General features: G+C 33.7%; 30 protein-coding genes and 2 pseudogenes. 5 read left to right on the top strand and 27 right to left on the bottom strand.

Annotation, left to right across the window (positions count from 1 at the left end):
- Window positions 1-63 precede the first annotated feature (63 nt).
- The 6 genes and pseudogenes from ILT06_RS16430 to ILT06_RS16405 form a co-directional block, all read right to left on the bottom strand.
- Window positions 64-1230 carry a serine hydrolase domain-containing protein gene (locus ILT06_RS16430; protein WP_064475657.1) on the bottom strand — a complete coding sequence of 389 codons (1167 nt, stop codon included), beginning with the start codon at window positions 1228-1230 and terminating at the stop codon, window positions 64-66.
- Between the two features lie 258 nt (window positions 1231-1488).
- On the bottom strand, window positions 1489-1995 hold the full coding sequence (locus ILT06_RS16425; protein ID WP_088046659.1) for a DUF3902 family protein: 507 nt from the start codon (window positions 1993-1995) through the stop codon (window positions 1489-1491).
- 276 nt (window positions 1996-2271) lie between these two features.
- A pseudogene (locus ILT06_RS16420) lies at window positions 2272-2406 on the bottom strand (AAA family ATPase); the annotation flags it as partial.
- Window positions 2407-2550: 144 nt separating this feature from the next.
- Window positions 2551-2844 (bottom strand): putative quinol monooxygenase, encoded by a 294-nt coding sequence (locus ILT06_RS16415; RefSeq protein ID WP_064475659.1) that lies wholly within the window; start codon window positions 2842-2844, stop codon window positions 2551-2553.
- A 44-nt stretch (window positions 2845-2888) separates the two neighbouring features.
- Window positions 2889-3527 (bottom strand): nitroreductase family protein, encoded by a 639-nt coding sequence (locus tag ILT06_RS16410; RefSeq protein ID WP_088046658.1) that lies wholly within the window; start codon window positions 3525-3527, stop codon window positions 2889-2891.
- An 18-nt stretch (window positions 3528-3545) separates the two neighbouring features.
- Window positions 3546-3974 (bottom strand): MarR family winged helix-turn-helix transcriptional regulator, encoded by a 429-nt coding sequence (locus ILT06_RS16405; protein ID WP_064475661.1) that lies wholly within the window; start codon window positions 3972-3974, stop codon window positions 3546-3548.
- A gap of 264 nt (window positions 3975-4238) precedes the next feature.
- On the opposite strand from ILT06_RS16405, the gene tet reads away from it, so the two are divergent.
- Window positions 4239-6182 carry a tetracycline resistance ribosomal protection protein gene (tet, locus tag ILT06_RS16400; protein WP_088046657.1) on the top strand — a complete coding sequence of 648 codons (1944 nt, stop codon included), beginning with the start codon at window positions 4239-4241 and terminating at the stop codon, window positions 6180-6182.
- Window positions 6183-6230: 48 nt separating this feature from the next.
- Here tet and ILT06_RS16395 read toward each other — a convergent pair whose 3' ends face one another.
- Together ILT06_RS16395 and ILT06_RS16390 are read right to left on the bottom strand one after the other, a co-directional pair.
- Window positions 6231-6875, bottom strand: a complete 645-nt coding sequence (locus ILT06_RS16395) for an alpha/beta hydrolase (protein ID WP_149174163.1) — start codon at window positions 6873-6875, stop codon at window positions 6231-6233.
- Window positions 6876-6896: 21 nt separating this feature from the next.
- Window positions 6897-7364 carry an NUDIX hydrolase gene (locus tag ILT06_RS16390; RefSeq protein ID WP_088046655.1) on the bottom strand — a complete coding sequence of 156 codons (468 nt, stop codon included), beginning with the start codon at window positions 7362-7364 and terminating at the stop codon, window positions 6897-6899.
- Between the two features lie 136 nt (window positions 7365-7500).
- Here ILT06_RS16390 and ILT06_RS33285 point away from each other — a divergent pair.
- A pseudogene (locus ILT06_RS33285) lies at window positions 7501-7644 on the top strand (DUF4240 domain-containing protein); the annotation flags it as partial.
- A gap of 55 nt (window positions 7645-7699) precedes the next feature.
- On the opposite strand, the gene ILT06_RS16385 reads toward ILT06_RS33285, so the two are convergent.
- From ILT06_RS16385 to ILT06_RS16345, 9 genes are all read right to left on the bottom strand, one after another.
- The gene (locus ILT06_RS16385) at window positions 7700-8737 is read right to left on the bottom strand and encodes an SDR family oxidoreductase (protein WP_064475665.1); all 1038 of its coding nucleotides are present in this window, start codon (window positions 8735-8737) and stop codon (window positions 7700-7702) included.
- 183 nt (window positions 8738-8920) lie between these two features.
- A complete protein-coding gene (locus ILT06_RS16380) occupies window positions 8921-9592 on the bottom strand; it encodes an ABC transporter ATP-binding protein (RefSeq protein WP_000522857.1) in 672 nt (223 codons plus the stop codon).
- Window positions 9592-10857 (bottom strand): ABC transporter permease, encoded by a 1266-nt coding sequence (locus ILT06_RS16375; RefSeq protein ID WP_179194429.1) that lies wholly within the window; start codon window positions 10855-10857, stop codon window positions 9592-9594. The genes ILT06_RS16380 and ILT06_RS16375 overlap by 1 nt, the downstream gene beginning before the upstream one ends.
- A 2-nt stretch (window positions 10858-10859) precedes the next feature.
- A complete protein-coding gene (locus ILT06_RS16370; protein ID WP_098103117.1) occupies window positions 10860-11945 on the bottom strand; it encodes an FtsX-like permease family protein in 1086 nt (361 codons plus the stop codon).
- 65 nt (window positions 11946-12010) lie between these two features.
- A complete protein-coding gene (locus tag ILT06_RS16365; protein WP_088048318.1) occupies window positions 12011-12379 on the bottom strand; it encodes a hypothetical protein in 369 nt (122 codons plus the stop codon).
- Between the two features lie 206 nt (window positions 12380-12585).
- Window positions 12586-13533, bottom strand: a complete 948-nt coding sequence (locus tag ILT06_RS16360) for a serine hydrolase domain-containing protein (protein ID WP_088048317.1) — start codon at window positions 13531-13533, stop codon at window positions 12586-12588.
- Window positions 13534-13556: 23 nt separating this feature from the next.
- Window positions 13557-14447, bottom strand: a complete 891-nt coding sequence (locus ILT06_RS16355) for an AraC family transcriptional regulator (RefSeq protein WP_088048316.1) — start codon at window positions 14445-14447, stop codon at window positions 13557-13559.
- 48 nt (window positions 14448-14495) lie between these two features.
- Complete coding sequence (locus ILT06_RS16350; protein ID WP_088048315.1) at window positions 14496-14966, bottom strand: GNAT family N-acetyltransferase; 471 nt, start codon at window positions 14964-14966, stop codon at window positions 14496-14498.
- Window positions 14967-14983: 17 nt separating this feature from the next.
- Entirely contained in the window at window positions 14984-15385 is a 402-nt protein-coding gene (locus ILT06_RS16345) for a DUF3980 domain-containing protein (protein WP_000610481.1), read from the bottom strand.
- Between the two features lie 96 nt (window positions 15386-15481).
- Here ILT06_RS16345 and ILT06_RS16340 point away from each other — a divergent pair, with 96 nt between their 5' ends.
- Complete coding sequence (locus tag ILT06_RS16340; protein ID WP_098103116.1) at window positions 15482-15895, top strand: NUDIX hydrolase; 414 nt, start codon at window positions 15482-15484, stop codon at window positions 15893-15895.
- A 72-nt stretch (window positions 15896-15967) separates the two neighbouring features.
- Here ILT06_RS16340 and ILT06_RS16335 read toward each other — a convergent pair whose 3' ends face one another.
- Window positions 15968-16879 (bottom strand): DMT family transporter, encoded by a 912-nt coding sequence (locus ILT06_RS16335; RefSeq protein ID WP_088048314.1) that lies wholly within the window; start codon window positions 16877-16879, stop codon window positions 15968-15970.
- Between the two features lie 124 nt (window positions 16880-17003).
- Here ILT06_RS16335 and pdxR point away from each other — a divergent pair, with 124 nt between their 5' ends.
- Window positions 17004-18446, top strand: coding sequence for a MocR-like pyridoxine biosynthesis transcription factor PdxR (gene pdxR, locus ILT06_RS16330; protein WP_064475673.1), 1443 nt, complete (start codon window positions 17004-17006; stop codon window positions 18444-18446).
- Window positions 18447-18527: 81 nt separating this feature from the next.
- Window positions 18528-18968: a YaiI/YqxD family protein gene (locus ILT06_RS16325; protein WP_064475674.1), complete on the top strand. Its 441-nt coding sequence runs from the start codon at window positions 18528-18530 to the stop codon at window positions 18966-18968.
- An 86-nt stretch (window positions 18969-19054) separates the two neighbouring features.
- On the opposite strand, the gene ILT06_RS16320 is transcribed toward ILT06_RS16325, so the two are convergent.
- The 9 genes from ILT06_RS16320 to ILT06_RS16280 all read right to left on the bottom strand — a co-directional run bounded on the left by ILT06_RS16320 (window position 19055) and on the right by ILT06_RS16280 (window position 26345).
- The gene (locus ILT06_RS16320) at window positions 19055-19369 is read right to left on the bottom strand and encodes a DUF3892 domain-containing protein (protein ID WP_098103115.1); all 315 of its coding nucleotides are present in this window, start codon (window positions 19367-19369) and stop codon (window positions 19055-19057) included.
- A 63-nt stretch (window positions 19370-19432) separates the two neighbouring features.
- The gene (locus ILT06_RS16315; RefSeq protein WP_088048313.1) at window positions 19433-20428 is read right to left on the bottom strand and encodes a sensor histidine kinase; all 996 of its coding nucleotides are present in this window, start codon (window positions 20426-20428) and stop codon (window positions 19433-19435) included.
- Window positions 20425-21096, bottom strand: coding sequence for a response regulator transcription factor (locus tag ILT06_RS16310; RefSeq protein ID WP_064475677.1), 672 nt, complete (start codon window positions 21094-21096; stop codon window positions 20425-20427). Before ILT06_RS16310 ends, ILT06_RS16315 begins: the two co-directional genes overlap by 4 nt.
- Entirely contained in the window at window positions 21083-22117 is a 1035-nt protein-coding gene (locus ILT06_RS16305) for an alpha/beta fold hydrolase (protein WP_222655301.1), read from the bottom strand. The genes ILT06_RS16310 and ILT06_RS16305 overlap by 14 nt, the downstream gene beginning before the upstream one ends.
- 105 nt (window positions 22118-22222) lie before the next feature.
- Window positions 22223-23047, bottom strand: coding sequence for a DUF2785 domain-containing protein (locus ILT06_RS16300; RefSeq protein WP_098103113.1), 825 nt, complete (start codon window positions 23045-23047; stop codon window positions 22223-22225).
- Between the two features lie 235 nt (window positions 23048-23282).
- A complete protein-coding gene (locus ILT06_RS16295) occupies window positions 23283-23825 on the bottom strand; it encodes a GrpB family protein (protein ID WP_002168100.1) in 543 nt (180 codons plus the stop codon).
- Window positions 23826-23868: 43 nt separating this feature from the next.
- Complete coding sequence (locus tag ILT06_RS16290; protein ID WP_222655300.1) at window positions 23869-24537, bottom strand: nucleoside/nucleotide kinase family protein; 669 nt, start codon at window positions 24535-24537, stop codon at window positions 23869-23871.
- Between the two features lie 112 nt (window positions 24538-24649).
- Window positions 24650-25393: a metallophosphoesterase family protein gene (locus ILT06_RS16285; RefSeq protein WP_222655299.1), complete on the bottom strand. Its 744-nt coding sequence runs from the start codon at window positions 25391-25393 to the stop codon at window positions 24650-24652.
- 40 nt (window positions 25394-25433) lie between these two features.
- Window positions 25434-26345, bottom strand: coding sequence for an aminoglycoside phosphotransferase family protein (locus ILT06_RS16280; RefSeq protein ID WP_222655298.1), 912 nt, complete (start codon window positions 26343-26345; stop codon window positions 25434-25436).
- Window positions 26346-26357: the final 12 nt, after the last annotated feature.

Genomic DNA, 26357 nt, shown 5'->3' with positions numbered 1-26357 from the left:
GATGTCATACTATGAATGCTAATACTGTCCTTTAAAGCAGGATCCCATTCACATTCTTTTCATTTATTTCTTAAATTCAATTTGCATCATTTTATTAAACTGTGTAAGAATATCAACCGGACCTAAAGAGTTAACATTGACAGCAAATGTATGCTTGCCTCCAATTACTCCACCAGCAAAAGTCATAAACCCAGGAATTGATCCTCCGTGACCCCAAACGGAAATACCATTTGGAAGTTTAGTCTCATAGATCCCAAGGCCATATCCATCACCAACACCTTTTCCTTCTATAGGAACTGTAGTAAGCATTTCTTTTAGCTCACGTTCTTTCAGTAACTTACCACCAAGTAAAAATGAAAAGAATTTATTTAGATCGTCCGCATTAGAAATCATATCTCCAGCTGAATTAGCTAAACTCGGATTATAATACGTCATATCTTTCAGCTCACTTTTTTCATCAATTTTCATATATCCACGAGCATGATTCTTACCTGGAATTACGGGTGAATTCCCTGGTAAAAACGTATTTGACAGATCCAAAGGTTCAATAATTCGCTTTTCAATTTCTTCCGCATAACTATTTCCAGTTATTTTTTCAATAAGCATTCCCAATATTACGTATCCTGTGTTTGAATACAGCCATCCCTTACCTGGTGAAAAATCTGGAGGTAGAGAAAGTCCTATTTTCACTATTTCTTCTGCTGTATACGTTTTTTTCGAATTCATAATATCAGCGTCTTTTGACTTTAAGTATTCAGCTATACCACTCGTATGATTCAAAAGTTGACGTATCGTAATTTGATTGCCATCATACCCATTTCCTTGAATGAGACCCGGTAGCCACTTTTCAATTGGATCGTCAAGTTGCACGCGATTTTCTCCTACTAATTGAAGAACAGTCGTAGCGGTAAAAGTCTTCGTCACACTCCCAATCCGAAAGCGATATTCCGATTTCATTGGTTTCTTACTATTTAAATCCGCGACACCAGCAGTATAACTACTAATTTTTCCGTTATTAGATGTCTTAGCTAATACCCCTGGCGCTCCAACTTGGATTGTTTCCTGCATGACTCGTTTCCAACCATTCCGATTCTTTTGGTCATGTGCTTCTGACGAATTAGAAATATTTTGAGTAGACTCTGCTTTTACAGTAAAACCTGGTGTGAATAAAGTAGTACCCGCTAATAAAACTGCTAAACTCGCTAACTTAATTGAATAACATTTTTTCATAAGGCTTTCTCTCCTCTATTTATATCGTATTGATTTAAGCTATACTTTCATCCTAAATGATAAAACTCTCTTTTTTCTTATCCATTCCTTACGAAATACTTACTTTCAAAATTTGGCGACCAGATGAGAAAAAGTTCTGTAAGAAAATAAAAAAGAACGTGTCTTCATTTTATGAAAACACGTTCTCTTACATACTTTAAACCCTATATTAACTTATTATTCCATTCACTTCTTTAAACTACTAATCTTCATTCACTTTTACCATCCTGCACTAGCGTTCATACCATTTCCTATAATAGTAAGAAGTAGTGGCCACAGTACTGGTCCTAGCGTAAGAAATAGATTAATCAATATAAGTATTCTATATCTACCAGGAATATTATAATTTTTACGATTAACAAATACTACAAAAACTAATAATATTATAGTCGTTGAAAATAAAAGTAACACTAACAACCAATACCAAACCATTAAACTGAGACTCCATGGCTGTAATAGCTCGTGTACAATACCAAAGATGATTCCCAATACCGCAAAACTAAAGGTAGTAACTGTTGCTTTAATAAACAATTTACTTAATTTTTTATCGTATGTATACTTACAATATAAATCTATTATCGTGTATAAAGATAAAAATGCCATTAATACACCTAACCAAGACAATAACCAATCTCCGCCTCCTCTAACTAACAGAAACAGAAACCAACACATCCCTACTGCAGAAAAAACAAAGGAAAGAAGTATGTTTTTCAATACCGGTTTCATTCTATTTTCACACCCTTACAAAAATTTAAAAATAAATTATAATTTTTTATTTACATGCTACTCGTTATTGGTTAAACCCTATTACATCTCTTATTCATTCTATATTAATGAAACAAATATAATCTCATGAAGAATTTAACGAGAAATACTCTACTAAGGCAACCTTTTTTCCATTGGTTAAGATATAAAAAAAGTAAGTATACATTACCACGTAATTAAATATAAGTAAATAAAATTAATTTACAGTTAATTTCATTCACTTATATTAATGTCACCTTTTCCCGTCCCAGGTACATCTTCTAATAACATATGCCTCCTTGCTATGAGAGCTATGGCTGCAAGTTCAATCGATTCATCTTTTCCTATAATAACCTTCGAAATATTGTTAATAATTTTCTTTAATGTACTCATATATTTATCTCCCACCTATAATAATTCAGAAAATTAAGAAATATCATTCCCGAATTATAACACATTACGTTAGAAGTAAATATATTCCTATCAAAATAAAAAAGATGACCTCAGCCATACGCTAAAGTCATTTTTTTCTACTAATTATTTTACTAGTTCACCACTATAAACTTTTATATCAAGTGGCGCAGTTAAAAATTGTCGTGCTTTGCTAACGAAAGATGTGAAGTGTTCACTCGTATTATGACTCGCAACTGCCTCTTCATCTTTCCATACTTCTACCATCGTATATACATTTTCTTTTTCTGTATCTTTATATAAGTCATAAGATACATTTCCACTTTCTTCTCTTGAGCCATGAAGTAGTGGCTGAATTTCTTCTAAAAATGATTGTTGTTTTGCTGGATCTACTTGAAATATTGCGTGAATAATAATCATGGTGTTTCCCCTCTCATATCTCACTTATTTCTGTATTTATAAAATTACTTCCACTCAGCAACTTTTTCAATTGGAAGGCGTACTGATTGGTAACCACTGTCAGCAGCTTTTCCGATAGAAATTAACATTACTGGTACGTGACGTTCTTTATCTAATCCGAAAGCTTCTGCGATTTGGTCTTTTTCAAATCCGCCAATTGGACAAGTGTCATAACCATGAGCACGAGCTGCTAACATAAATTGCATCGCTACAAGACCACCGTCAATTAGTACAGTATCTTTCATTACTTCTGGTGTAACCATTGAGAAGTAACCTGAAAGTTTTTTCATTTGATCTTCTTTTACTTCTGCTGGCATTAAACCGCGCTCTACTGCTGTACCGTAAATTTCTTCTGCGTTATCAAAGTTGTTTAAGTCACCAAACACAGCGATCATTGCTGAAGATGTTTCTACTTGAGATTGATTGAATTTCGCAAGTGGCGCAAGTGTTGCTTTCGCTTCGTCACTTTCAATCACTAAAAATCTCCATGGTTGCATGTTCACAGATGATGGTGCAAGTGTTGCTGTTGTAAGAATTTCTGTCATTTCTTCTTTACTAATTTTCACTGAAGGATCGTACTTACGAATTGAACGGCGTCCTGTTAAAATTTCGTTAAAATCATTTGTTTGTACTGAGTTAGTCATAGTTGAATTCTCCCTTTTTTAAAGTTCTTTTATATTTTCTTGAATGCGGTCTAACATTGCTAAAAGATTATCGCGCTGTTCTTCACTTAATCCTTTAAATGCAGATGCTGCAAAACGTTCTTTTTCCTCCTGATACACTTGAATTTTATTTCGTCCCTCTTCAGTTAGAGAAACTAACGTAATTCTGTTATCATCTGGATTTTTACGTCTTGTAATCATTCCATTTGCTTCTAGCTGTTTTAAATGCCTTGTAATTGCGGCATTATCAATATTCACTTCTTGCTGAAGTGCTTTTTGACTAATTTCACCTACTTCATATAACTGAAGTATAAGCTCTAATCGAGACTGGCTCATACCCGTACACCCTTCGAATTTTGAACTTACTTCTTTATTTAGAAAGTGTAATTTATATAAAATAATCGCTTCTTTCGAGCATGAACTTGTCAAAATACCCCTCCTTTACATGCAAAATAAAAATGTTTGATGTATCAATAGTTGATATGTCAATTAATATAATCTATATCGATTTAGAATGCAAGCATTTTGTTTTCATTTATATTTTTCCAAATTAAGACGCTTTGTCGCGTTACAAAAAATGTTAATTGCACTATAATAGTACTAATTTAAATGACTGGAGAGTGATTGTAATGCGGCAATACACAAATAGAAATGAGGAGATAAAAATGGAAAATGAAATGAGGATATTCACATATGACAACAATAAATATAGGGATTGTCGCGCACGTAGACGCTGGCAAGACGAGTTTGACTGAGCGTATTCTTTATGAAACGAATGTAATTAAAGAAATTGGCAGAGTTGATAGTGGAAGTACGCAAACTGACTCAATGGAATTAGAGAGACAACGCGGAATTACGATTAAAGCATCTGTTGTATCTTTCTTTATTGATGATGTAAAAGTAAATGTCATTGATACACCTGGACACGCTGATTTTATCGCTGAAGTAGAGCGATCATTCCGCGTTTTAGACGGTGCAATTTTAGTTATTTCTGCTGTTGAAGGTGTGCAAGCACAAACAAAAATTTTAATGCGGACATTGCAGAAACTAAACATACCAACAATATTATTCGTAAATAAAATTGATCGTAATGGCGCAAATACTGAAAAAGTTATGAAACAAATAAAAGAGGTTCTTTCAAATGAAGCATTCCCTTTCTACTCTGTAGAAAACGAAGGAACAAAGGAAGCACGAATTATTAAATACAAATCATATGACGACTGTATGGAACTGTTAGCACCATATAATGAATCATTACTTGAGTCATATGTAAATAATGAAATCGTACCGGGCACACTATTAAGAGAGGAACTCATTAAACAAATAGCGCAAGCAAATGTGTACCCGATCTTTTTCGGTTCAGCCATGACAGGTATGGGTGTAACTGAACTGCTCGAAAATATTTCAGCCTTATTTCCAGCTAAAAAGTCGGCAGAAAATGAAACATTATCCGGTGTTGTGTTTAAAATTGAACGTGAACCTTCTGGGGAAAAGATTGCATATGTAAGAGTTTTTTCTGGTCGTTTACACGTTAGAAAATATGTTGATATACAGCGCGGGGAAGCTCTGGCACATAAAGAAAAGATTAAGAAAATATGCATGTTTCATAACGGAAATGCTGTTCAAGTTTCTACCGTTTCTAGCGGAGAATTTTGCAAAGTGTGGGGACTGAGTGATATTAAAATTGGTGATATTATCGGTGAACGAACGGATTATATAAAAGACATTCACTTTGCCGAACCACAAATGGAAGCTGCTATTGAAGCAGTACCAAAAGAACGAATTCATGATCTATACGCTGCACTTATGGATCTATGTGAAGAAGATCCGCTCATTAAAGTGTGGAAAGACGATATTCATAATGAACTATATATTCGCCTTTTCGGTGAAGTACAAAAAGAAGTAATTGAAACAACACTTTATGAGAAATATAATTTGCAGGTTACTTTCTCAAATACGCGAGTTGTATGTATTGAGAAACCACTTGGCGTAGGGAATAGCGTTGAAGTAATGGGTGAAAAAGCGAATCCATTTTACGCAACAATTGGTTTTAAAATCGAACGTGGTGAGCTTAACTCTGGCATAACATATAAGTTAGGTGTTGAACTTGGATCATTGCCTTTAGCATTTCATAAAGCAATTGAAGATACTGTATTTCAAACGTTAAAACAAGGTTTATACGGATGGGAGGTTACGGACGTTATCGTCACGTTAACCCATACTGGTTATGCTAGTCCTGTTACAACAGCAAGTGACTTTAGAAATTTAACACCACTCGTTTTAATGGATGCTTTAAAGCAAGCTGACACATTTGTATATGAACCAGTTAACGAATTTGAATTGACTGTACCAGAACATGCAATTAGTACCGCGATGTATAAGCTTGCTGCTATTCCAGCCACTTTTGCAGAGCCTATATTCATTAATGATTCTTACCAGTTAACTGGGTCATTACCTGTCACGAAGACAGAGAATTTTAAGCGAATGCTTCATTCATTTACAGAAGGAGAAGGTATATTTACAACGAAGCCATCTGGTTATACAAAACTAAAGGCTCCCTTTCCTACTCGAAAACGTGTTGATTATAATCCTCTGAATCGTAAGGATTATTTGCTTCATGTGTTGAGGGCTTATTAAGTAAAAAAAGAGGTGCAATTTGCACTTCTTTTTGCATGTATTGATAGGTTAGTTTGTCCTAACAACTTCTTTAAGTTTTCCCATTATTTTTGCTATCGCTTCAATTGAATTCTCTGTTTCCAATCCCCCAACATTTACAGAATGATTTGCGTTTTTGACAACTTCAATTTGTAAATTCGTTTTATGTAACTGATCGATTTGATCTGCATTATATTGGTGATCTTTATCTCCAATTACTAATAGCCCTTCATGATGACTATGTAGGATCGAATCAAAAATGGAATCAAAAGTTAGTAAAGGTGTAAGTAGTATCATTTTTGACTGTAAAAACTCTTCCCTCTTCATTAAATCATTTGCAATCGGAATCGTTCCGAGTGACTTCCCTAAAAACATTGTATGATTGTATTGCTCACCTTTTAATACTTTTTTCATTACAGGATTAATATCATCCATCATTATTTTCGTTACTTCTTCGATTGGTTTATTCATTACTTGTTCGTCATAAGAATAATGAATATGTACTACATCTATTTTATTTTCGAGCATAAGCATCGTCGCATAATAAAATAACGGTTTATCGTAATTGTATCCTGAACCTGAGAACATAAAGCAAACCGTACTAGAACCTTTTTCGATATGTGTGTAACGAATTACCTTGTCATTTATATGTACCTCTTTTTTAGTCCCCTTCACCGTTTTCTCCTCCGAATACGTTTACTTTTGTAAAACGATATGTTCTGTATGAACTGCGATATCCTTTATTTTCTCTTTTATAAATGCTGGCTGTAAGTTATATGCATGTAACTCTTCTACCGGCACCCACTTAAATAGATATGTTCCACCCTCTTCTTCCAAAATATATTGATCCGCTCCATTTGCAGGTAACTCCTGTAGCTCTACTTCATAATAAAAACTAATCTCATGAAACTTCCTCTCAGAAAGTGTAAAGAAATTTTCTACTGACCATATTAATCTCTTCCCTTTAATAGGAACAGCTAGTTCTTCTGCAAACTCTCGTTGTAACGCATCTTCACTATTTTCTAGCATTTTCACTCTTCCGCCTGGTACGTACCAAAAATCTTCACCGTCACCTTGCAGAATGAGTATTTTATTATCATGTTTACAAATTGCTCCGACCCGATAATTAAAACATGTTTCTTCAACTTTAAATGTTAGATCCATACCGATTGCCCCCTATACTTTATTTGAAAATCGCTATAAAACTATTATGTATGTGCTGTACAAATAAGATTACTAAATTTTTCTATTTCATTCGATAGTTTTTGAATCTTCTGATTTTTTATCATTACAGGGATATAGTTACTTTACACTTTATCCTGTCTTATCTAATGAAAAATTCGACGATATAGATATCGAGTTTGACTGGAATGAAGATGACGAAAAAGGTTTGAAAAAGATGTTTCCTAGGTTATGGGAAATGTATGGGGAAGAACCGAGATAAATATTAGGACTCTGTTTAACCAATAGACAGAGTCCTGTTTTCATAGAATCCTTATTTACACTCTCTTTGTTTCATTCCACTTATCTAACAGCTCCTTTTCTCTTTCAATTGAAATACCTGCTTTTAATTCCCATTCGTCCACACTCTTCATCCACTCATACACATCTGTAACTGTATGTTCTAATTTCCTAAAAGTAAGTCCTTCTTTAACAGCTCTCTCAATACTAATATAAAAACCACCTTTCCAAGGCTTTGTCTCACCTTCTAATAAAAAAGTTTCAGGAAGCCATAGTGGCATCTCTGTCCAAGGCTGCACTTTATGTTCATTCATAAACGATTCATCTATCCAAACGAATGCGGCATCACTATTCGTAACCTTTTTGCACGTATTTAATAGCTCTTCCATCGTCAATTCATAATTTGGACCTGTAACATTGAATGTACCTGCTTTATTATTTTCTGCCATGTTGAGTCCAAAGCTCGCGACATCTTTTATATCAACGAATTGCACTGGACGATTTTTTCTGCCTGGTACTAACACTTTACCTCCTTTTGCTACACGCTGAATCCAGTATGTTAGTCGATCTGTATAATCAAACATTCCTGAAAGAAGTCCTGCTCTTACGTGTAAAACACGCCCTGGCCAATATTTATCTGCTTCTTTTTCGCATAATACTTTCAGTGCACCATAATGCTCATAAGGAGATATTTCACCATTCTCTACAGCCTTTATTTGCTCTTCCATTGGTTCAGGTTGTAATATATAGTCTTCTTTTATGTCATGCGGAATCCAATCTTTATATACGGAAAGGCTAGAGATGAATATATAGTGTTCAATATTATCTTTCAGTACTTCTCCAACATTTCTAATGTGATGCGGAGAAAACCCACACGTATCCACGACAACATCCCATTTTCGATTTTCTAAACTTGATACATCATCACTTCTGTCACCGATAAGCTGCTCCACTTCAGGAAAAACTTCTTTGTTTGTTCCGCGGTTAAATAATGTAACTTCATGCCTTCTGTTCAAAGCCTCTTTTACAACAGCTCTTCCCAAAAATCGTGTACCACCTAGTATTAAAATCTTCATGGTTCTCCCCCATTCGTGATTAAAAATCCTTTCTTTTGTTAAACGATTTTTTGTGCTGGAAAGTTACGGGGAATTTGTTATTTTACTTTAATTCTACAAATAAACAAGAATCCATTTTGAAAAATTAATCAATACGGATTCTTAAATTAGATATAATTATTTTACTGTATATTTGTTGAATTACTAACTCTGCACAATTTCCCCATCAACTAACTCAATAATTCTATTACACTTATTCGCTACTTCCATATCATGCGTTACAATAATAATTGTTCGTCCTTCTTCATTCAGTTGTAATAGCAAGCTCATAATTTCTTCTCCTGTTTTTCTATCTAAATTTCCAGTCGGTTCATCAGCCAATATTAATTCTGGTTCGCCTACTAACGCTCTAGCAATTGCGACGCGCTGCTGTTGTCCACCTGATAACTCGTCCGGTGTTTTATGCATATGTTCTTTTAAACCTACTTTTTCTAAATAGAACTTCGCCTTATTTTCTCTTTCTCGTTTCCTTAGCTTTCTATACGTGAGTGGTAGTGCTACATTATCCAGTACAGTATGTTCTTTTAACAATGCAAAATATTGAAAAATAAATCCAATCATTTCATTTCTTGTTTTATGAACTTTATTCGCTCTAATTTCATTTAATGGTTTTCCATTTAACGTATATTCACCCTCATTTGGCATATCAATTAACCCTATAACATTTAATAGTGTACTTTTCCCTGAGCCTGATCGCCCCATTATTGCTATAATTTCACCCTTATTTATTGTTAAGTTTATACCGTTTAAGGCGAACGTATTGTGATTCTTGTTACTATACACCTTTTTAATATCTATTAGTTCAATTAAACCCATTATTCCATCCCACCTATTAATGTTTTCGGTTCGAGTTTTCTAATAAATAAGAAAACAATTACATTCGAGACAATGATGATCAATAATAAGAAAAGAAATACTAAAAATAATATAGGCATGTCCAATTTAAAGTCTAATGCCGATACTGCTTTAAAATCCTTTGACATTTGCAGCAGCTTCCCATACCTCCATGAAAAGTAAGCTATTGACATTCCTAAGCCCGCTATTGCTACAATAATGTTTTCTAAAACAATTTGAATAAACATTCCAAATTTACTTTCGCCAAAAACTATTTTTATACCAAATTCCCTCTTTCTCATTAAGATAGAAACGATGGTTGTTACCGCCATTCCGACGATCGAGAATAGAATGAATAAGATTCCTACTATAAGTTGAGGTAATTCAGAATAGCTGTTAAGAGTAACATCTATATTTATTTCATCACCTAAATTTTTCAAATGAAACGTTCCACCGTTTCCTTTAAGTTGAATTGATTCTTCTAGTTTCTTTACATCTGCATCTTTTCGTAAATGTAAAACTGTACTTTGATGCAGTCTTAAAAACATTCCTTCATAATTTTCATATCTATTAGATGACATAGGCATTATCATTGCGTAATCCAACTTCAAATAAACGTTCGTTGTATTATTATCTACGATAAATTTATTCTCTGGTAAAAAGCCTATAATTGTATATTGATTATTAATTGTATCCCCAACTTGAAAATATTTCTTAAAGTAAGAACCCATTAATACTTTTGTTTTTTCTTCACTATTTTTTGGAAAATCTTCATGCAAGAAACCCTCTTTAGGTTTTAAATGTAAACCTAATAATTTATAGTAATTTTCATCTACAACAATTGTTTGAACAGTAGGTCTTTCATCGTGAAACGTTTTATGTTTCAAATCAGCAATCATATTGTTTTGAAGTGGTCTATTACTTGATTCTATTTCAATTAAACTCTCCTCGTATGTACCATACGAAATCACGTCTTTATTTTGATGAATTGTATTATAAACCGCTTGAATTTGCTCTTTATTAAATTGATTGCTTTGTAACCTATCTGTCGTCCTTTCAAAAGTAACTAAATATGTTTTATCCACATTTAATGCTGAGCTGGATTTATCGTTTAGATGGTGTAAATTATAAAATACATTAATTGAACTCGTTATAGTTGCTAATCCAAATGTAATCTGTATTAGAAGAAGTACCGAAAATAGAAATCTCTTTTTTAATGCTATGAACGCACTTTTTATTCTCATCATTTTTACTCCTTTAATGCTTTAGCAGGTTCACTTTTAAGCACATATACAAATGGTATAACAGAGAGGATAAAAGCTATATTAAGTGAAAGAAATACACACATTACAATATGAGTAGGCTGTAAACTAATGCTATAGCTTGTAGACTCTATAATACTTTCACTCAAAGTGCTAAAAATCCATTGTATGCATATCGCACAGGCTGATGCGATGATTGCACATAAAAATAATTGACTAAATATAAAAATAAAAAGATTTACATTACTTGCTCCCAAAGATTTCCTTAGCGAAAGACTTTTTTTCTTCGTATAAATCCAATAATAACTTACTATTATACTGGTAATTAAAGCTATACAAAAAAGCCTAAATGGAAAACTTAATAACTCTTTCACAGCTTTACTTGAGTTTTTTTCTTTCTCAAAATTCTCTTTTTCACTTATCACTTTGGCATTTATATCTTTATTGTTCTGGTTTATATGCTGTATGAAAGTGTTTATTTCCTTTATAGGGTTTTCGTTAGAACGAACGATCATTTGGAATGTATTTTCATTTTGGATCATTTTTTTCACTTCATCTGGCATATCATATAAAGCGACGTAAATTTTAATATTATACTCATATCCAGTATTTGCTCCAGCTACACCTTTAACTGTATATTCCTTATTAAATAGTTTTATTGTTTCCGTATCCTTATAAATCTTCTTCCCGACTATTACACTATTTTCTTCATTTTGTTCCATCTGAGAACCTTTTAGCAAAGGTGGAGACCAATTTTTATTAAGGAGACCATTCATTGTTGCTCGGCCGATACCCGGAATAGTAATACGAATATCATTTGTAATAACACTAGCATTTTTAAAATCAGTCTCTACTAACGTCTGGAATTGTTTGAAATTTAATTCCCCTATATTAGTAAGTTGAACGGAATAGTAATAATTAAAATAACCATTTTTTCTATCATAAAATTTCTCATCATAATAATCTTTCGTCGACATTGCTATAAGTATCGGCCATATTGTCAATACAAACGCAATAAATAACATAATGAATATTGCTTTGTTTACCACTATTTCTTTTAATACTAAATTCATATATCCTCCTCATTTTAAAAACCGCGAAAAAGGTATTTATCCTTTTTCACGGTTTTTGTTGATTGTTATCTAATTACCATTTCCTTAGAGGTGTAGGCACTATCCCCTTTCATTACCCATTCATGACCCGAATAACCAGTGGTAATTGGCCCTCTGGATGAAACTTTAACGTTCACACGATCTGTAATTTTAGCATTATTCTTTTCTACCTCTTTAGAAGACCCATCATCAAAGCTAGCCCTTACAGTCATCTTGTAAAAATGAGGTTCATTTGTTTGCGCAGTGTAGGCGTGTCCGGTAGCCTTTCCTCCGCTCCCTTCCCATTTCCCATAAGAATCCCAACTAATCGAAGCAAATGAAACGGAAGAAACCATACCTAATAAACAAGCAGTTAGCCCTGTAGTAGCTAGAGTTTTTTGAAGTAAGTTTTTCATATAAACTCAATCTCCCTTGTTTAAAATATTCACTTAAATATTTAAGTATTTTCAGGCCTTGTCCTCATTATACATAAAAAAATAATCTCATATTAAAAAATCCTAATTTTTACATTTTCCACACAACCCTTACATTGCTCTGAACTTTCCGTCATAAAAGAAAAAGATGGTATGAAACTCCCATTCACACCATCTTTTTGCTTCCGTTATTTATTTGATCCTGTATAAGGAAGAATATATTTCACAATCAATTCCCATCTATCCCGTACATTCGGCATAACTTCAGAAGCAATTACTACAACCAAATCCTTCTTCGGAATACAACAAATCAAATTCCCACCATCGCCCATTGCACAGTATGAAAAGATTCCAGCCTCTTCTCGTAACCACCATAAGTAACCATATTGATTTTGGTTCATTTCTGTCGATTCTTTTATCCATGATTTTGATAGTATTTGTTTTCCATTATGAATACCTTCATTCAAAAACATCTGTCCAAACTTAGCCATATCTTTAACTGTTAACGTTAGTCCCCAGCCGCCTGTCGAAATACCATTTGGATCATGAACCCATCCTTTTACATCTTTTCCGAATAAGTCATCGAATCCAAATGCTTTCATATTGTAGTTTGGGATTTTTCTCATGCCGAGTGGTTGAAATAAGTACTCATTCGCAAATTCACGCGCACTTTTTCCTGTTACGTTCGTTATAATCGCTGATAGTATATGAGCTCCTGCAGATGAGTATTTAAAAGATCCGATTTCTCCGCCATTCCCCATTCTATTAAGTGTATACTGTATCCAATCCTCTTGTGTACATAGTTCTTCTAACGGTTCCTGCCAGTCTACGAAAGGATGTGGAGCTTTCATCATAAGAAGATGTCGTACTGTTATTTCAGATGAATTAACGTTATATTCCGGGAAAAATTCTATTACTCTTTGATCAACGCTTTTTATATAGCCTTTATCTACACATAGTCCAATTAACGCAGAAATAATCGTTTTTGTGACTGACGCTATATGAAATGCATCATCTGGACCGTGACCGTTATAATATTTTTCAAAAATAACATCACCTTTTTGTACTACTAACATACCATTCATATTTTCATATTCTTCTTTTATAATCTGATCTAACTTTTCAGCAGTTTGCATTGTTCTTCCCCCTTAATCAATGATTAAAAAGGTTCGATAGGTACATATATATCAACTATATGTTTATTTTCCGGGTGCTGCTTTGGGTCATTTTTATACATTTCAAAAGGATACGAATTTCTCGGTTTATATCCGCTATTTGGTAGCCACTCGCCGTATAAGAAATCCCATGCTCCTTTATATTCGTTTTGGAATATTTCAAAATGGCCTATCGCATACTTGCCTGAAGGTATTACCATTATTCCAATGTCACTCGTTTCTACTGCGGATTCATTCGGAATTGTTATACAAAGACTCGTTCTTAAATGATTGTCTTCTGTAAATTCATGATGATCATGATAAATGGTTAATACTTTCGTATCCTCGAATACATGGTAGTTTTGCTTCGATGCGTAATAAAATAGTTTCTCTATCATTTTTGGAAAAGCAATCGTTAACTCTTCATATGTACCGATATGCCTTATGTATGCGACGTTTATATCGTCTGCTGATACAATTTCAACATTTCCTCGAACCTTCTTACACTCATTGTATTGAGAAGTTCCGCTTACGTCTTTGCAATTCTTGCTATTGTGGTTTCGATATTGAGACGGACTTACTCCGTAATAATTTTTAAATGTGCGGGAGAAAACTGCTGAATCTGTAAAACCAAAATGGTAAGCGATATCCGTAATCGTCATATCTGTGCGATATGTAAGTAGATTCGTTGCCCTTTCTAACTTCAATCGGTTTACATACCGTGATAATGGCTCGTCTACGATCCCCTTAAAAATCCGATGAAAATGAAACTTTGAAAATCCTGCTACATCCGCTAGCTCTTCAATTGAAATTGAATCATTTATGTTTGATTCTATATAATCTTGTACCTTATAAATGCGTCTTAAGTACTCATTTCTACTTTGTTTACTCTCCATACTTTTATCTCCTCACAACAAAAAGGCTAACGTTAAGCTAGCCTACTTTTATACATTTTTCAAAAACAAAACTCTACTACCGCCATTCCCATCATAATTTGTATGTACCGATACACCCTCTATCTCATCATCCCCGGCATCAATTCGAAAACCGATTTCTTGATGAAACTGTATCGACTTTTTGTTAATTGGTGACGTAATTGCTTTTACAACTTTACGATTATTTGCACGAGCGATATCAAAGAAATAAGAATACAATGTCGATGCAATTCCTCTTCTTCTATACTTCGGATTGACACCGATAAAATGAACATATGCTTCATCTTTATATGTTTGTGAAAAGAATCCACATAAGAAACCTAACGTTTCGCCATCTTCTTCAATGATAAAACTCGTTTCTTGAAAATGAACGAAGAACAGTTTTGGCAACATAGCAGCCATATCTCTACCGCCCCACCAATCATTTAAAACAGAATGAATCTTTACATAATCTTCCCCTTGGATGTTTCTTACTTGCATATGTTTCTCCCTTTCACTCACTTCATTTTTTCATAAATTTTAATAACCGTTTCTACTAAAAGGATGAATACCCATATTCCACAAAATACAAGAACAGACTGAAATATCGATCCAATTATCATAACACCAACTGCACCTGTTATTGAAAAAGATATTCCACCAAGCCCTGGATCCTGTATAAATGCTCCAGCAGAAAAAGCGGTTATAATTGATACTATTAAATAAATAACACTCATTATTTTTAATATTTTTATAGAAAGATACGAAGTTTGTTCTTTCTCCACTTGTGATAATTCGATTTCCCCGCTCGCAATTCCTTTTTGCAAACAGTCCTCACATAAAAATTCTTCCTTAATTTTTTTACCCCCATGTATTGTACCCGTTATCTCTTTACACCTTGAACATTTTCGATTTATCATGTTGTTACCACTCCAATCTATTAAGATTATACTTATATCATTCTGCATTTACCTTAATATCCCTTTTATGTATTTTATAGAGAAAGGTCGTGTTTTATGATTTCAAAACTTACGTTTAGCTCGAAAAAGCGTACCGTTCATTATGTATTAAGACCTAGTTGTTATGCAGTTATTTTCCATTCATCTTCTTCAATGATTGCTGTTATCCAAAAAGCAGACCGTTACTTTTTACCTGGTGGTGGTATGGAAGGTAATGAAACAAAAGAAGAGTGTTTGCACCGTGAACTACTAGAGGAATTAGGATGGGCAATTGAAATTGATCAATATATCGGTAATGCGGCTCGATATTTTTATGCAGAAAAGGAAGATATATATTATTTAAATGACGGGTTCTTTTATATTGCGAACATGGTGCAGAAACAAACTGAAAACTGTGAGGATGATCATGTTCTAAGGTGGATGTCTCCTTTACTTGCTGTAGAGCTTCTCATTCATGATCATCAAAAATGAGCCGTTGAGCAAGCTCTTTTATTACGAAAACAAAAGGGATCTCCTTCTATATGAAAGAGATCCTTTTTACTACTAACTTACTTTTTTCAAATTAAGTGCAGGCTTTTTGATTCCGCCTTTTTTTACAACATATAAACCGATAAAGATAATAAGACCGCCAACGAGCTGCATCATATTAATTTGCTCTCCAATTGTAACTGCCGCAAAGATAACTGCGAACAATGGTACGAGATACATATAAACCATTACTTTCGTTGAGCCTATTTGACTAATACCGACATACCACATTGCTAGTCCGAAGATGGTCGCAAAGATGATTGAATATGCTAGTGAACCCCAGCTTGGCGTATCTACTGGCCATGTTAAAGAGTTTACATTGAATAAACAGTATATAACTAGTGGTACAATTCCAATTAAAGTAGACCATGATGTAACTCTCATTGCGGAGTACTTTGTAATAAGAGGTTGCGCTAATATTGGATACCATCCCCACGCAATTGCTGCGACTAATCCAATTACATTTCCGAGCCACGCATATTCGTAAGTAGCTCCTCCTATATGTCCTGTTAATAAAACGAATGCTGCACCAATAAACGCTATTATTGAACCTATTTGTACTTTCATCGAAAAACGTTCTTGTTTGTGCAATACTGCTAATATCCCTGTAAAAATAGGTGACATCGCAATTAATAATGAGGCGTTCGTTGCTGAAGTATATTTCACAGATAGCATAAACATCGTTTGATACATTGCCGTACCAACGATACCGACTGCTACTAGTCGTAACCAATCTTTTCTTTCAATACGTAATGAGCGTTCCATTAAAAATGTAATAAGTAATAACACCGGAGATGCTACTAAAAATCGTAAACTATTAAATTGAATGGATGACATATATGCCACGCCATACTTTCCAATTGTATAATTTGCTCCCCATACTAATGCTACTGATACTAGGAGCCACTCCATTTGCCATCGTTTCATCCGAATCTCCCCTTCCATATTTAGCATAGTAAAATTGGCTGGATATAGCACCGTCCAATTGGCTGTTTTTTTCCCCAGCCAATTTGTTATACTTAATGTATATAAGAGATGCGGAGGCGTTTGTATGGAATGGAAGCTAGATAACGACAGTAAAATCCCAATTTATCAGCAAGTAGTTGACTTTATTGAGAAACGTATTACATACGGAGAACTTCCTCCTGGAAGCTTCCTCCCTTCCGAACGGAAATTAGCTACGCAGTTAAATGTAAACCGAAGTACGGTAACGACTGCTTATAATGAACTACGTGCTATGGGGATTGTGGAAAGTACGACTGGTAAAGGGACACGTGTAAGTACACATATGTGGGGCGTTTCTCCAACATTAACTCCGAATTGGAGAAATTTCGTAGAAGGTGGTACTTTTTTACCAAACTTACCGTTACTTCGCCATATTCGGGCAGAAGTACAACAAAATGAAAATATCATTGATTTCGCAAACGGCGAGCTCGGTTGTAACCTTTATCCTCACGATCAACTACAGACAATTTTACGAGAACAACCGTTAACGCATTCATTAAGTTATGATCATCCGCAAGGCTATCTCCCGCTAAGACAAGCGGTCGTAAAATATATGAAAGAATATTTAAAAGTTGAAGCGACTGAACAATCCATAATGATTACATCTGGCGCACAGCAAGCACTTCACCTTATCGTACAATGTTTATTAAATCCAGGTGATGCAGTTGCTTTCGAAAGTCCTTCACACTGTTATTCCTTACCGTTATTCCAATCAGCAGGTATTCGTATTTTCCCATTACCTGTCGATGAACACGGTATTAACCCAGACGATGTGCAAGAGTTATATAGAAAGCACCGTATTAAAATGATATTTTTAAATCCAAACTTCCAAAATCCTACGGGCACAATGCTTCATCCAAACCGTAGAAAAAAACTGTTATCACTTTGCGCAGACTTACGAATTGCGATTGTGGAAGATGATCCGTCCAGCTTACTTACGTTAGAAAAGAAACAACCTTGCCCTACTTTAAAATCGATTGATGAAAACGGAACTGTCATTTATGTACATTCCTTATCTAAAATGATTGCACCAGGTTTACGAGTTGGCTGGCTTGTCGCTCCGCAGTCTGTAGTAGAAAGGTTATCTGACGCAAGGCACCAAATGGAATTAGGTATGAGCATTTTCCCGCAGTGGCTTATGCAACAATTTTTCGAAACTGTACCATTTCAGTCTCATATCGTACCGTTACGAAAACAATTAGCAGAAAAAAGAGACGTTATCGTTCGCGCCCTAAATGAGCAACTTCACGATAAAATCTCTTTTTCAAACCCGACTGGCGGTATATACATATGGGGAAAATTAAAAGAACCGATAAACGAAAAACAACTCATTATGCAAAGTTTAAAACAAGAAATCGCCTTTATGCCCGGTAGTATTTTCGGTGCGAAAGATGGTTATATTCGTTTATCTTATGGAAAAGTGAATATTAATCAAATTGAGGAAGGTATTTCTCGTTTGCGAGAAGCTATTTTAGTTTGTGGAAAATGACTTTACATAAAGCTTTATCGTTTGACAAAAGAAAAATCTACCATTATTATCAACACGAACCTAGTTATAGGAGTGATAAAAATGAAAATTTACGTTGATGCAGATGCTTGTCCTGTAAAAGATGTAATTATTTTAGAGGCTACGAATGCAGAAATCCCTGTAACCCTCGTTACTAGTTTTTCTCATTATTCTAATGCAGAACAACCAAAAGGTGTGGAAACAATTTATGTTGATTCCGGAGCAGATGCTGCGGATTACCGCATAATGCAGTTAGCAAAAAAAGAAGATTTAATCGTAACGCAAGATTACGGTCTTGCTTCGCTTGCTTTAGCAAAAGGCTGTATCGTGCTACATCATAAAGGCTATAAGTATACGAATGATAACATTGAACAATTGTTACAAACACGATATTTAAGTGCAATGGTTCGAAAAAGTGGTAAACGTACAAAGGGACCGAAACCATTTACAGCAGAAGATAAAGAGAAATTTAGAGAGCTCTTTAAAAGTATGATCGCACTTTAAAAATGAATCGTCTATTTGCTAGGAAAACTTCGCAAAACAAAGAAGAGAATATCCAAATGAACATTCTCTTCTTGAAGTTTACCCTTTTAAAATGAAGGTAAATTATCTAAGTTATTTTCTTTTATTCCATCCGGTTCACTACGTATAATATCTCTACCATACTTATGAAATACGTCCACATGAGCTAACTTCCCTGATTTTACTTCACTAAGAGCAGCTACATAATCTAACTCTCTCCCGCTACTTGTTTTAAACGCTATTAAATCACCATCATCATTTTTACGAACGGCAACAATTTGTTCTGCTCCTGAATTGACTTCATGGTCTACTTCAAATTGAGCTTGTTCTTCTCCTTGATGTAAGTAATCATTATAAACTTTTTCAAAGTCTTTTTTATCCATAACATTCACCTCCAACACATTTTATTAGTATGGTTGGGAGGGGGTGATTTTATGTAATTTGCTCTAAACTTTTGTATTTTCAAATGAAAACATAGTACCCTCACTATTTGATTGTAAAGTGTATTTTATATCGAACATCTTTGATATATCTTCAATATTTTTCAAACCAAGTCCCGTACCTTTACTATTTATATCAAACCCAATCCCATTATCTCTAAAGGAAACCATATCTTCATCTATAATAATTTTGATTTTTTTAGCTTTTGAATGTTTAAGGACATTTTGAAAAATATTATCAAATAACCTTTGAATCCATAACTCATTACTATTCCATATCAACTCTTTATCTTGTGGATTATATACTAATTCAATTTTATGAATGCTATACAAATAGCTCCATTTTTTAATCATATTTTCTATTAAATTATGTATATTAACTTCATCATTCACAATATAAGTATTCTCTAAGGTCTCTGTAGATTGAATATTAAATTCGTTAGTTAAATCACTTATATATTGTATCTGCTCATACATTGATTCAAGTACTGGTGCTTGTTCCTTGTACTCACCTTCTAAATAATATAATTGTAATCTGACCGCTGTTAAGGGTGTATTAATATCATGCCGTAATTTATTTAATAGTTCCTTTTTTATTTGTTCCTGCTGTTGTAGTTCTAATTCTCTATAAGTTGTTCTTTCTATAAGCAAGTTCACTGATTTAATCAGCTCTCCCATTTCATCATCGCTTTTAACATTTATTATATTAGGGATTTTCTTATCACTAGCTAAATCTCGAATCGTTTGATTTAATACATTAATTTTATTTAATACTGTGTTAATCGATTTTGAAAATACAAAAGCTAATATTAATAGTGATAATAAAAATATTATTAACATCGTAGGATATGCATAGGATTCGTGAAAAGGAATGTTCTGATTTTTAATTTTAAAGACAACATTATAAATAACTGATGCAAAGATACTAATTGACAACAATAATAGTGGTACGCTAATAATAGCGGAGAATAATAGTAACTGATATTTTTTCTTTAAGTTCATTTCTTCATATAGGTATTTAATCTATACCCTTCTCCATATATGTTCTGAATAATATCACCTGTTTTATCATCAATTTTGGTTCTAATTTTCTTTATATGTACGTTCATGATATTTTGATTTCTATCTTCGAGTTGCCATAGGTAATCATAGAAGTGTTCTTTAGATAAAATTCTATCTCTATTTTCATATAAATAGAAGAATATTTTTCGTTCAATTGCTGTAAAAGCAACTTCATTACGCAAATCATTCATAAAAACTCTTTTATATTCTGCATCTATAAATAAATGGTTAATTTGCGTGAACGTACCATATTGATTATCTAACATTTTCTGAATCCTTAACAACAACTCTCTAGGATCAAAAGGTTTTATCATGTATTCTTCTCCAATGGTCAAACCTTTTAGTTTACTATCCATATCATTCCTAGCTGATAGAAATATAATTGGAATATTTAATCCTAGATTTTTTATTTTCTTTGTAATTTGATAACCATCTTCGCCTGGTAACATAACATCCATTATGACTAAATCTATTACATGAATTATATCAAGAACTTTCCTTCCCTCTTTCTCCCAACACACATTATACTTCTCACGCTGTAAAATTTTTTGTAATAAATCTCCTATAATCAAATCGTCTTCAACAATTAATATGTTATATACTTTCATTATGTAGACCTTTCATCGCTAAAATAACAATTGCTTTGTTCTTCACTACTTTATTCTTAATAAAATCCAGAGCAATTTTGTATATTTCATCAGGAGCATATAAATAAATACTATGTGTACCTTCAATTATTTTTACATCAGCTAATAATAACTTGCTAGCAAACTCCTTATAATCTTCGTTTTTTTGCTTTGTATACTTCGAATCTTTATATTGCCTAGCAATCGCATCTATAAATAACATAGGTGTTTCTTTTGGGATCGATAAAGAATTTGATTTTTTACCGTTATTGTAGCTTTGTAAAAGTTCTTGCTTCATATCATCATTAAAAGCCCTCTTATACGTAAGCGCTTTATAAATATCTTTTTCCTGTTCGTTTAAAAAGGACTGACGAATGACTTCGGGATTATAAGTAATAGAGGGAGCTAATCTCTGAAAACCAATTTTCGTTAAAATATTCATCCCTTTTATTTTTAATGAATCAACCATACCTATTTTATTAGTCACGTACTGTTTAGGTAAACCAATATCTAACGCAATAATCCCTTTTACTTCACTTGGATATTTTTGTGCCCAATAAATAGCCTCTATACCCGATAGAGAGTGTGGTACTAAAATGTAAGGTGGTTTATTTCCACTTCGAATAAGCGCTTCTCTCGTTTGTTCTAATATCGTATCAATATCTCTATCATCTTGAAAAACATCACTGTATCCATAACCCGCTCTCTCAATTACAGAAATCTTGTTTTCTTTCGAAAATTTACTATATAAGCCTTTCAATTCATAAACAGGAGCGGCAATTCCAGATCCGGCCATAAATACAAACGTATCCTCCCCGCTCCCCTCATTATAAACATTCACTTTTTTATTGTCGAAATTAACAAGTTCGCCTTCATTGTTCATTAATTTCGATTCCATTTTTAATTGATAGTTATGATATATAAATACAGCGCCTGTTCCAAAGAAAATCATACTAACACACATTAAAAATATTATTTTCACTGACTTTAATAATTTTTTCATTTGACACCCCTTTCAAACTATATTGAAAGGGTACAATATAAAAATAAATTTCTTATAAATTTTCAAAATTAATATCTATTCATTGTTTCTAAGGATGGACTATTTTTAATACCTACGCAAACCCTTCAAAGTCTCCAATATATCATCTGTAAAGGCTGTACTACCTTCTGCCTCTAAAACTCTAAAATAAAAACTTCTTAAGAAAGTTCTAATATTTTGTACTAAAATAGCATGCTGCGGATGTCGGATGTCTTCAACAGTTGCTATACTATGTAGCCAATTGCTCCACTCTTCTCCAATTAAAATATTTTGGTTACGTAACGACATAATTGGCGCTACTAATCTTTCATCCTCAAAGTGTACATATACGTAATCACTCAATCGAACCTTCTGACGAACAGCAGCTAGTATTGCATATGAAAACTCACGATTTTGTATTGTACGTGCTAACGCATCTAGTGCATCAGCCGCATGCGCCGTAGAGTGTGCCCAGCCTTTTCCTTCTACGTATCCTCTTACATCTTCTTCTAAATATACATATTCCAGCACTTGTTCTGCCACACTGTATAGTTGTTCTTCAGATAACAGTGGTTCTCTTTCATGAACAGATAAAATAAGTGGCGGAATTAATACGGAGAATGCACGTTTAAATACAGAGTCTGTGCCCTTTTCACCAATTTTATAAAATAAATAATCAGGACTAATCGCTTGTAGCATTAACCCTCTTAATTCTTTTTGTCTAAACACATCATTTGTAATCCATGTGTGAAGCGTACTATAAATTAAATCATCACGTAATTCAGCATCAGGTGAACCGATATAATCTAGCATCCACTGCGCATATGGATATGCATCTACGTCTTCTGGTACAGCATAATTATTATTTTTAATTTGTAGTAGTTCTTCTTTTAATTCTAGTACTTCATTCATTATATTTCCTGTCCCCTTTTTACTTTATTAACTTATTTCCGCCTTATCCCCTGTAATTGCCTATCCTTATATGAACTTGATTCAATTATATATAATTTATCCTGATAAATAAAAGGAAATACATTAGAACTTCGCGGTCTCTCACTTTGTTTACATGCATTTCATGTAAGTTTAGGCTATAAAATAAAGTATTTTTTTCATTTATATTCAAACGTAGTTACAATCAAAAATTAAATCATTTTAGAACTTGTTTAATAAATTCTGTTTTAGCTTTTGTGTATGCTTCTCTATCTTGGTTAAACTTTTTTGCTAACTCTTGCTTTAGATTTGAATAATCATAAACTAATTGTGGATTTTCTCGTAAGCGGTTACGAAATAAAAGTTGTTGCTCCCATCGTTCAGTTCCTTTAACCATCAAATGCAGATGAGCTACACGCCTATTATTCTTCACTTTCACAAAGAACCTTCTCCAAGGTCTTTCATCTAATTCCGGGCCTACATAATGCCAATCATATATAGCCAATTTTGCTGAAATATCGAGCACTCTATCAAATGAGTCTGTTTCAGCCATTAGATCAATGATAGGTTTTGCAGGTAAACCAGGTATGGATGTACTTCCTATATGTATTACTTTGCTAATACCGAGAGGAGTAAGCAGTTCATAAAGTTGCCGTTCTTCATATCGGCCTTTATCTTGCCAATCAGGATTTGCATTCACTATCTCTACTGACTCATTCGCCCATACAGGCCAATCGTTCGGATTATCTTTTTTATCCACCCGACGCATCCCCTTTCACGAACTTTTTGTTATATAAAAGATTTTAAATTCCTTTAAATACAACTACCGGATCATCAAAATTACTATTCTGAAATATAACATTTGCACATTCTTTCGCATTATGCTCATCTATATACATCTTACAAGCCGCATGATATCTGTTTATAAACATTTTCTCTGCTTCTTCATAACTTCCAAAAGCCTCAGTCTCGCGCTCTGCACCACGTTTTCTCGCAATCTCAAAATCTGTATTTAAGAAAATTTTATAGTCAAATAGATACTCAATTTCTTTTTTCAATAAAAATGTTCCATCTACTATTAGCACCATATTTGGCGAGGCCACTAGCGGCGTATTATGTACAGGGATGTCCGTTATTAAGTTATGAGAAATCGTTTCATACTGTAAATTCCCGTTAGGTCCTAAAGGTTTTAATAGCCTTTCTTTGAAAGCTGTATAATCGTGTGCATCTTCATAATACCCTCTTGCTGATTCTTTGCCTTGTGTATAGCGAATCACTCTAGGGTTATGAAAATCGTCAATGCTGGCGCGTGTTACTGGTAATCCTCGTTTTTTTATTTCTTCAGCTAGTTCGTTTGCAAGTGTTGTTTTTCCTGAAGCTGTAATACCACTTACTCCAACTCTTGTTGGATGGGTTAAGTTTAAATTTAAAATATGATCTACAATTTCTTTCATGCGTTGTATTCGGTTCAAGATATTTCCTCCTACAATCAGTTTACATAATATAATTATAGGTAACAATTCGTTTCATTATTTGTCGGTAAGTCGATATCCTATTTCGAATCGTTGATATATTATGATTGGCTTACTTTCCCTTAAACCCCCGATATAAAGCAGTCCGTAATTCTTGTTTGTATTCTTCAATTTCTGGCATATCGAGTTCTTCTGCTAGCCTGATTGCTAATTCAATATCATACGGTACACGTACAAGTTGAATGGAAAAGCTTGCGGCTTCTTTTTCATTGTATATTCCTTCAAATATTAAATAGGAAGCTTGTGTAATTTCAAGTGGGTTTCCTACACTACCAGCATTACATAACGTTTTCCCTCTGAAATTTTGAACGAATGCTTGGTGAACGTCACCGTAGCAAACGACATCTGGTTTTCTTTCCCCTTCTATATTCTCTGTGAGCTCACTATTTTCGAACATACTAATACGCTCTTCTCTTGAGGCATGTGGTTGAATTCTTTCATATAAACTTCTCGGTGAAGCGTGGAACATACGAATCAGTTTGCCGCTCATAAAAAATTCGATTGAAAATGGTAAGCTTCTTAAATAGTCATTTTGTTCTTCCGATAATTGTTTTTGATGCCATTTTAACGCTTCAAATTCAGTCGGTTTTGTAATGAAATCATCCCAGTTCCCCATTACAACTCCTTCACATTCTTTACGAATGATTTCAATCACTTCGCTAGAATGAGGACCTTTTCCGACTAAATCTCCAAGGCAAATGATGCGCTCGATTTCTCTTAATTTAATATCTTGCAGTACAGATTCTAATGCTGGAATATTACCATGTATATCTGAAATTACCGCTATTTTATCCAAATGAATCCCTCCATTACTTATAGTTTATTATATCCTCATGTTATGATTGATACCATTTTGGAATATAGGATGAAAAATGATTATGATCTTCTAAAATCCCGTTCAATCTTTCCTTCATATCATTTACTAAATGCGGTGTGCTTCGGTTTGTCCATACGATATCCGCTGGGAATGTCATTGCTGCATATAATGAGTACAGTTGCCAAAAATGAAGCGATGGTTCGCCTCCGCAATAACCGTGAACTTGTCCAACCGCAAATGGTTTACTTATTCTTGTAGTAAAAATCGCTACGTTATAAAAATCGTGTATTGGGTCACCAAAATCATATCCTCCAAAATCGATAACGATAAATTTCTTATTATGAATCATACTATTTGCTGGATGGAAGTCATCGTGTAAAAAGGTAATAGGGCGATTTTTCAATAATTGTTTATGCTCCCCTACAAAACTTAATACTGGCTTCAAATTAAGGAAGTCTATTTCATAGTTTGCTAACGCTTCTACGTATCTTTCGTATTTATTCCATCGAACCGTTTCCCATTTATTACTTGCACTTTCTCTTCCAATTGAGTGGATCCTCTTTAGTACTTCTCCTGCTTTTCTTCCTGCATTATACTGTTCTTCCACCGATAGCTTCCCTAAACCTTCTTCACCATTTACACCTTGGGCCCATTCAAATACTTGTACACATTTATTTAATTCCTCAAGTTTTATGAAATGAATTAACTTGGGCGTTGGAATATGTAATAACTCTAATTGTTTCATATACGTATATTCTTCTTGTTTACGTTCAAAATGAACAGCATCACATACTTTCACAAAATAAGTTTCTTCGTTCTTTAATTCAACTTTATATTTTTCTTCATGTGAAAAACCTTTTGAAATAGCTGTACACTTTACAATACGAGGCCATTCTAGTTGTCTCTCTATCTCTCTAAGCATTTCCTTCACAACGTTCACCTC

Origin of the sequence: Bacillus sp. 17RED48 (assembly GCF_019837545.1) — a bacterium.
Classification (GTDB): Bacteria; Bacillota; Bacilli; order Bacillales; family Bacillaceae_G; genus Bacillus_A; species Bacillus_A wiedmannii.
This window is presented reverse-complemented; position numbering and strand designations above follow the sequence as displayed.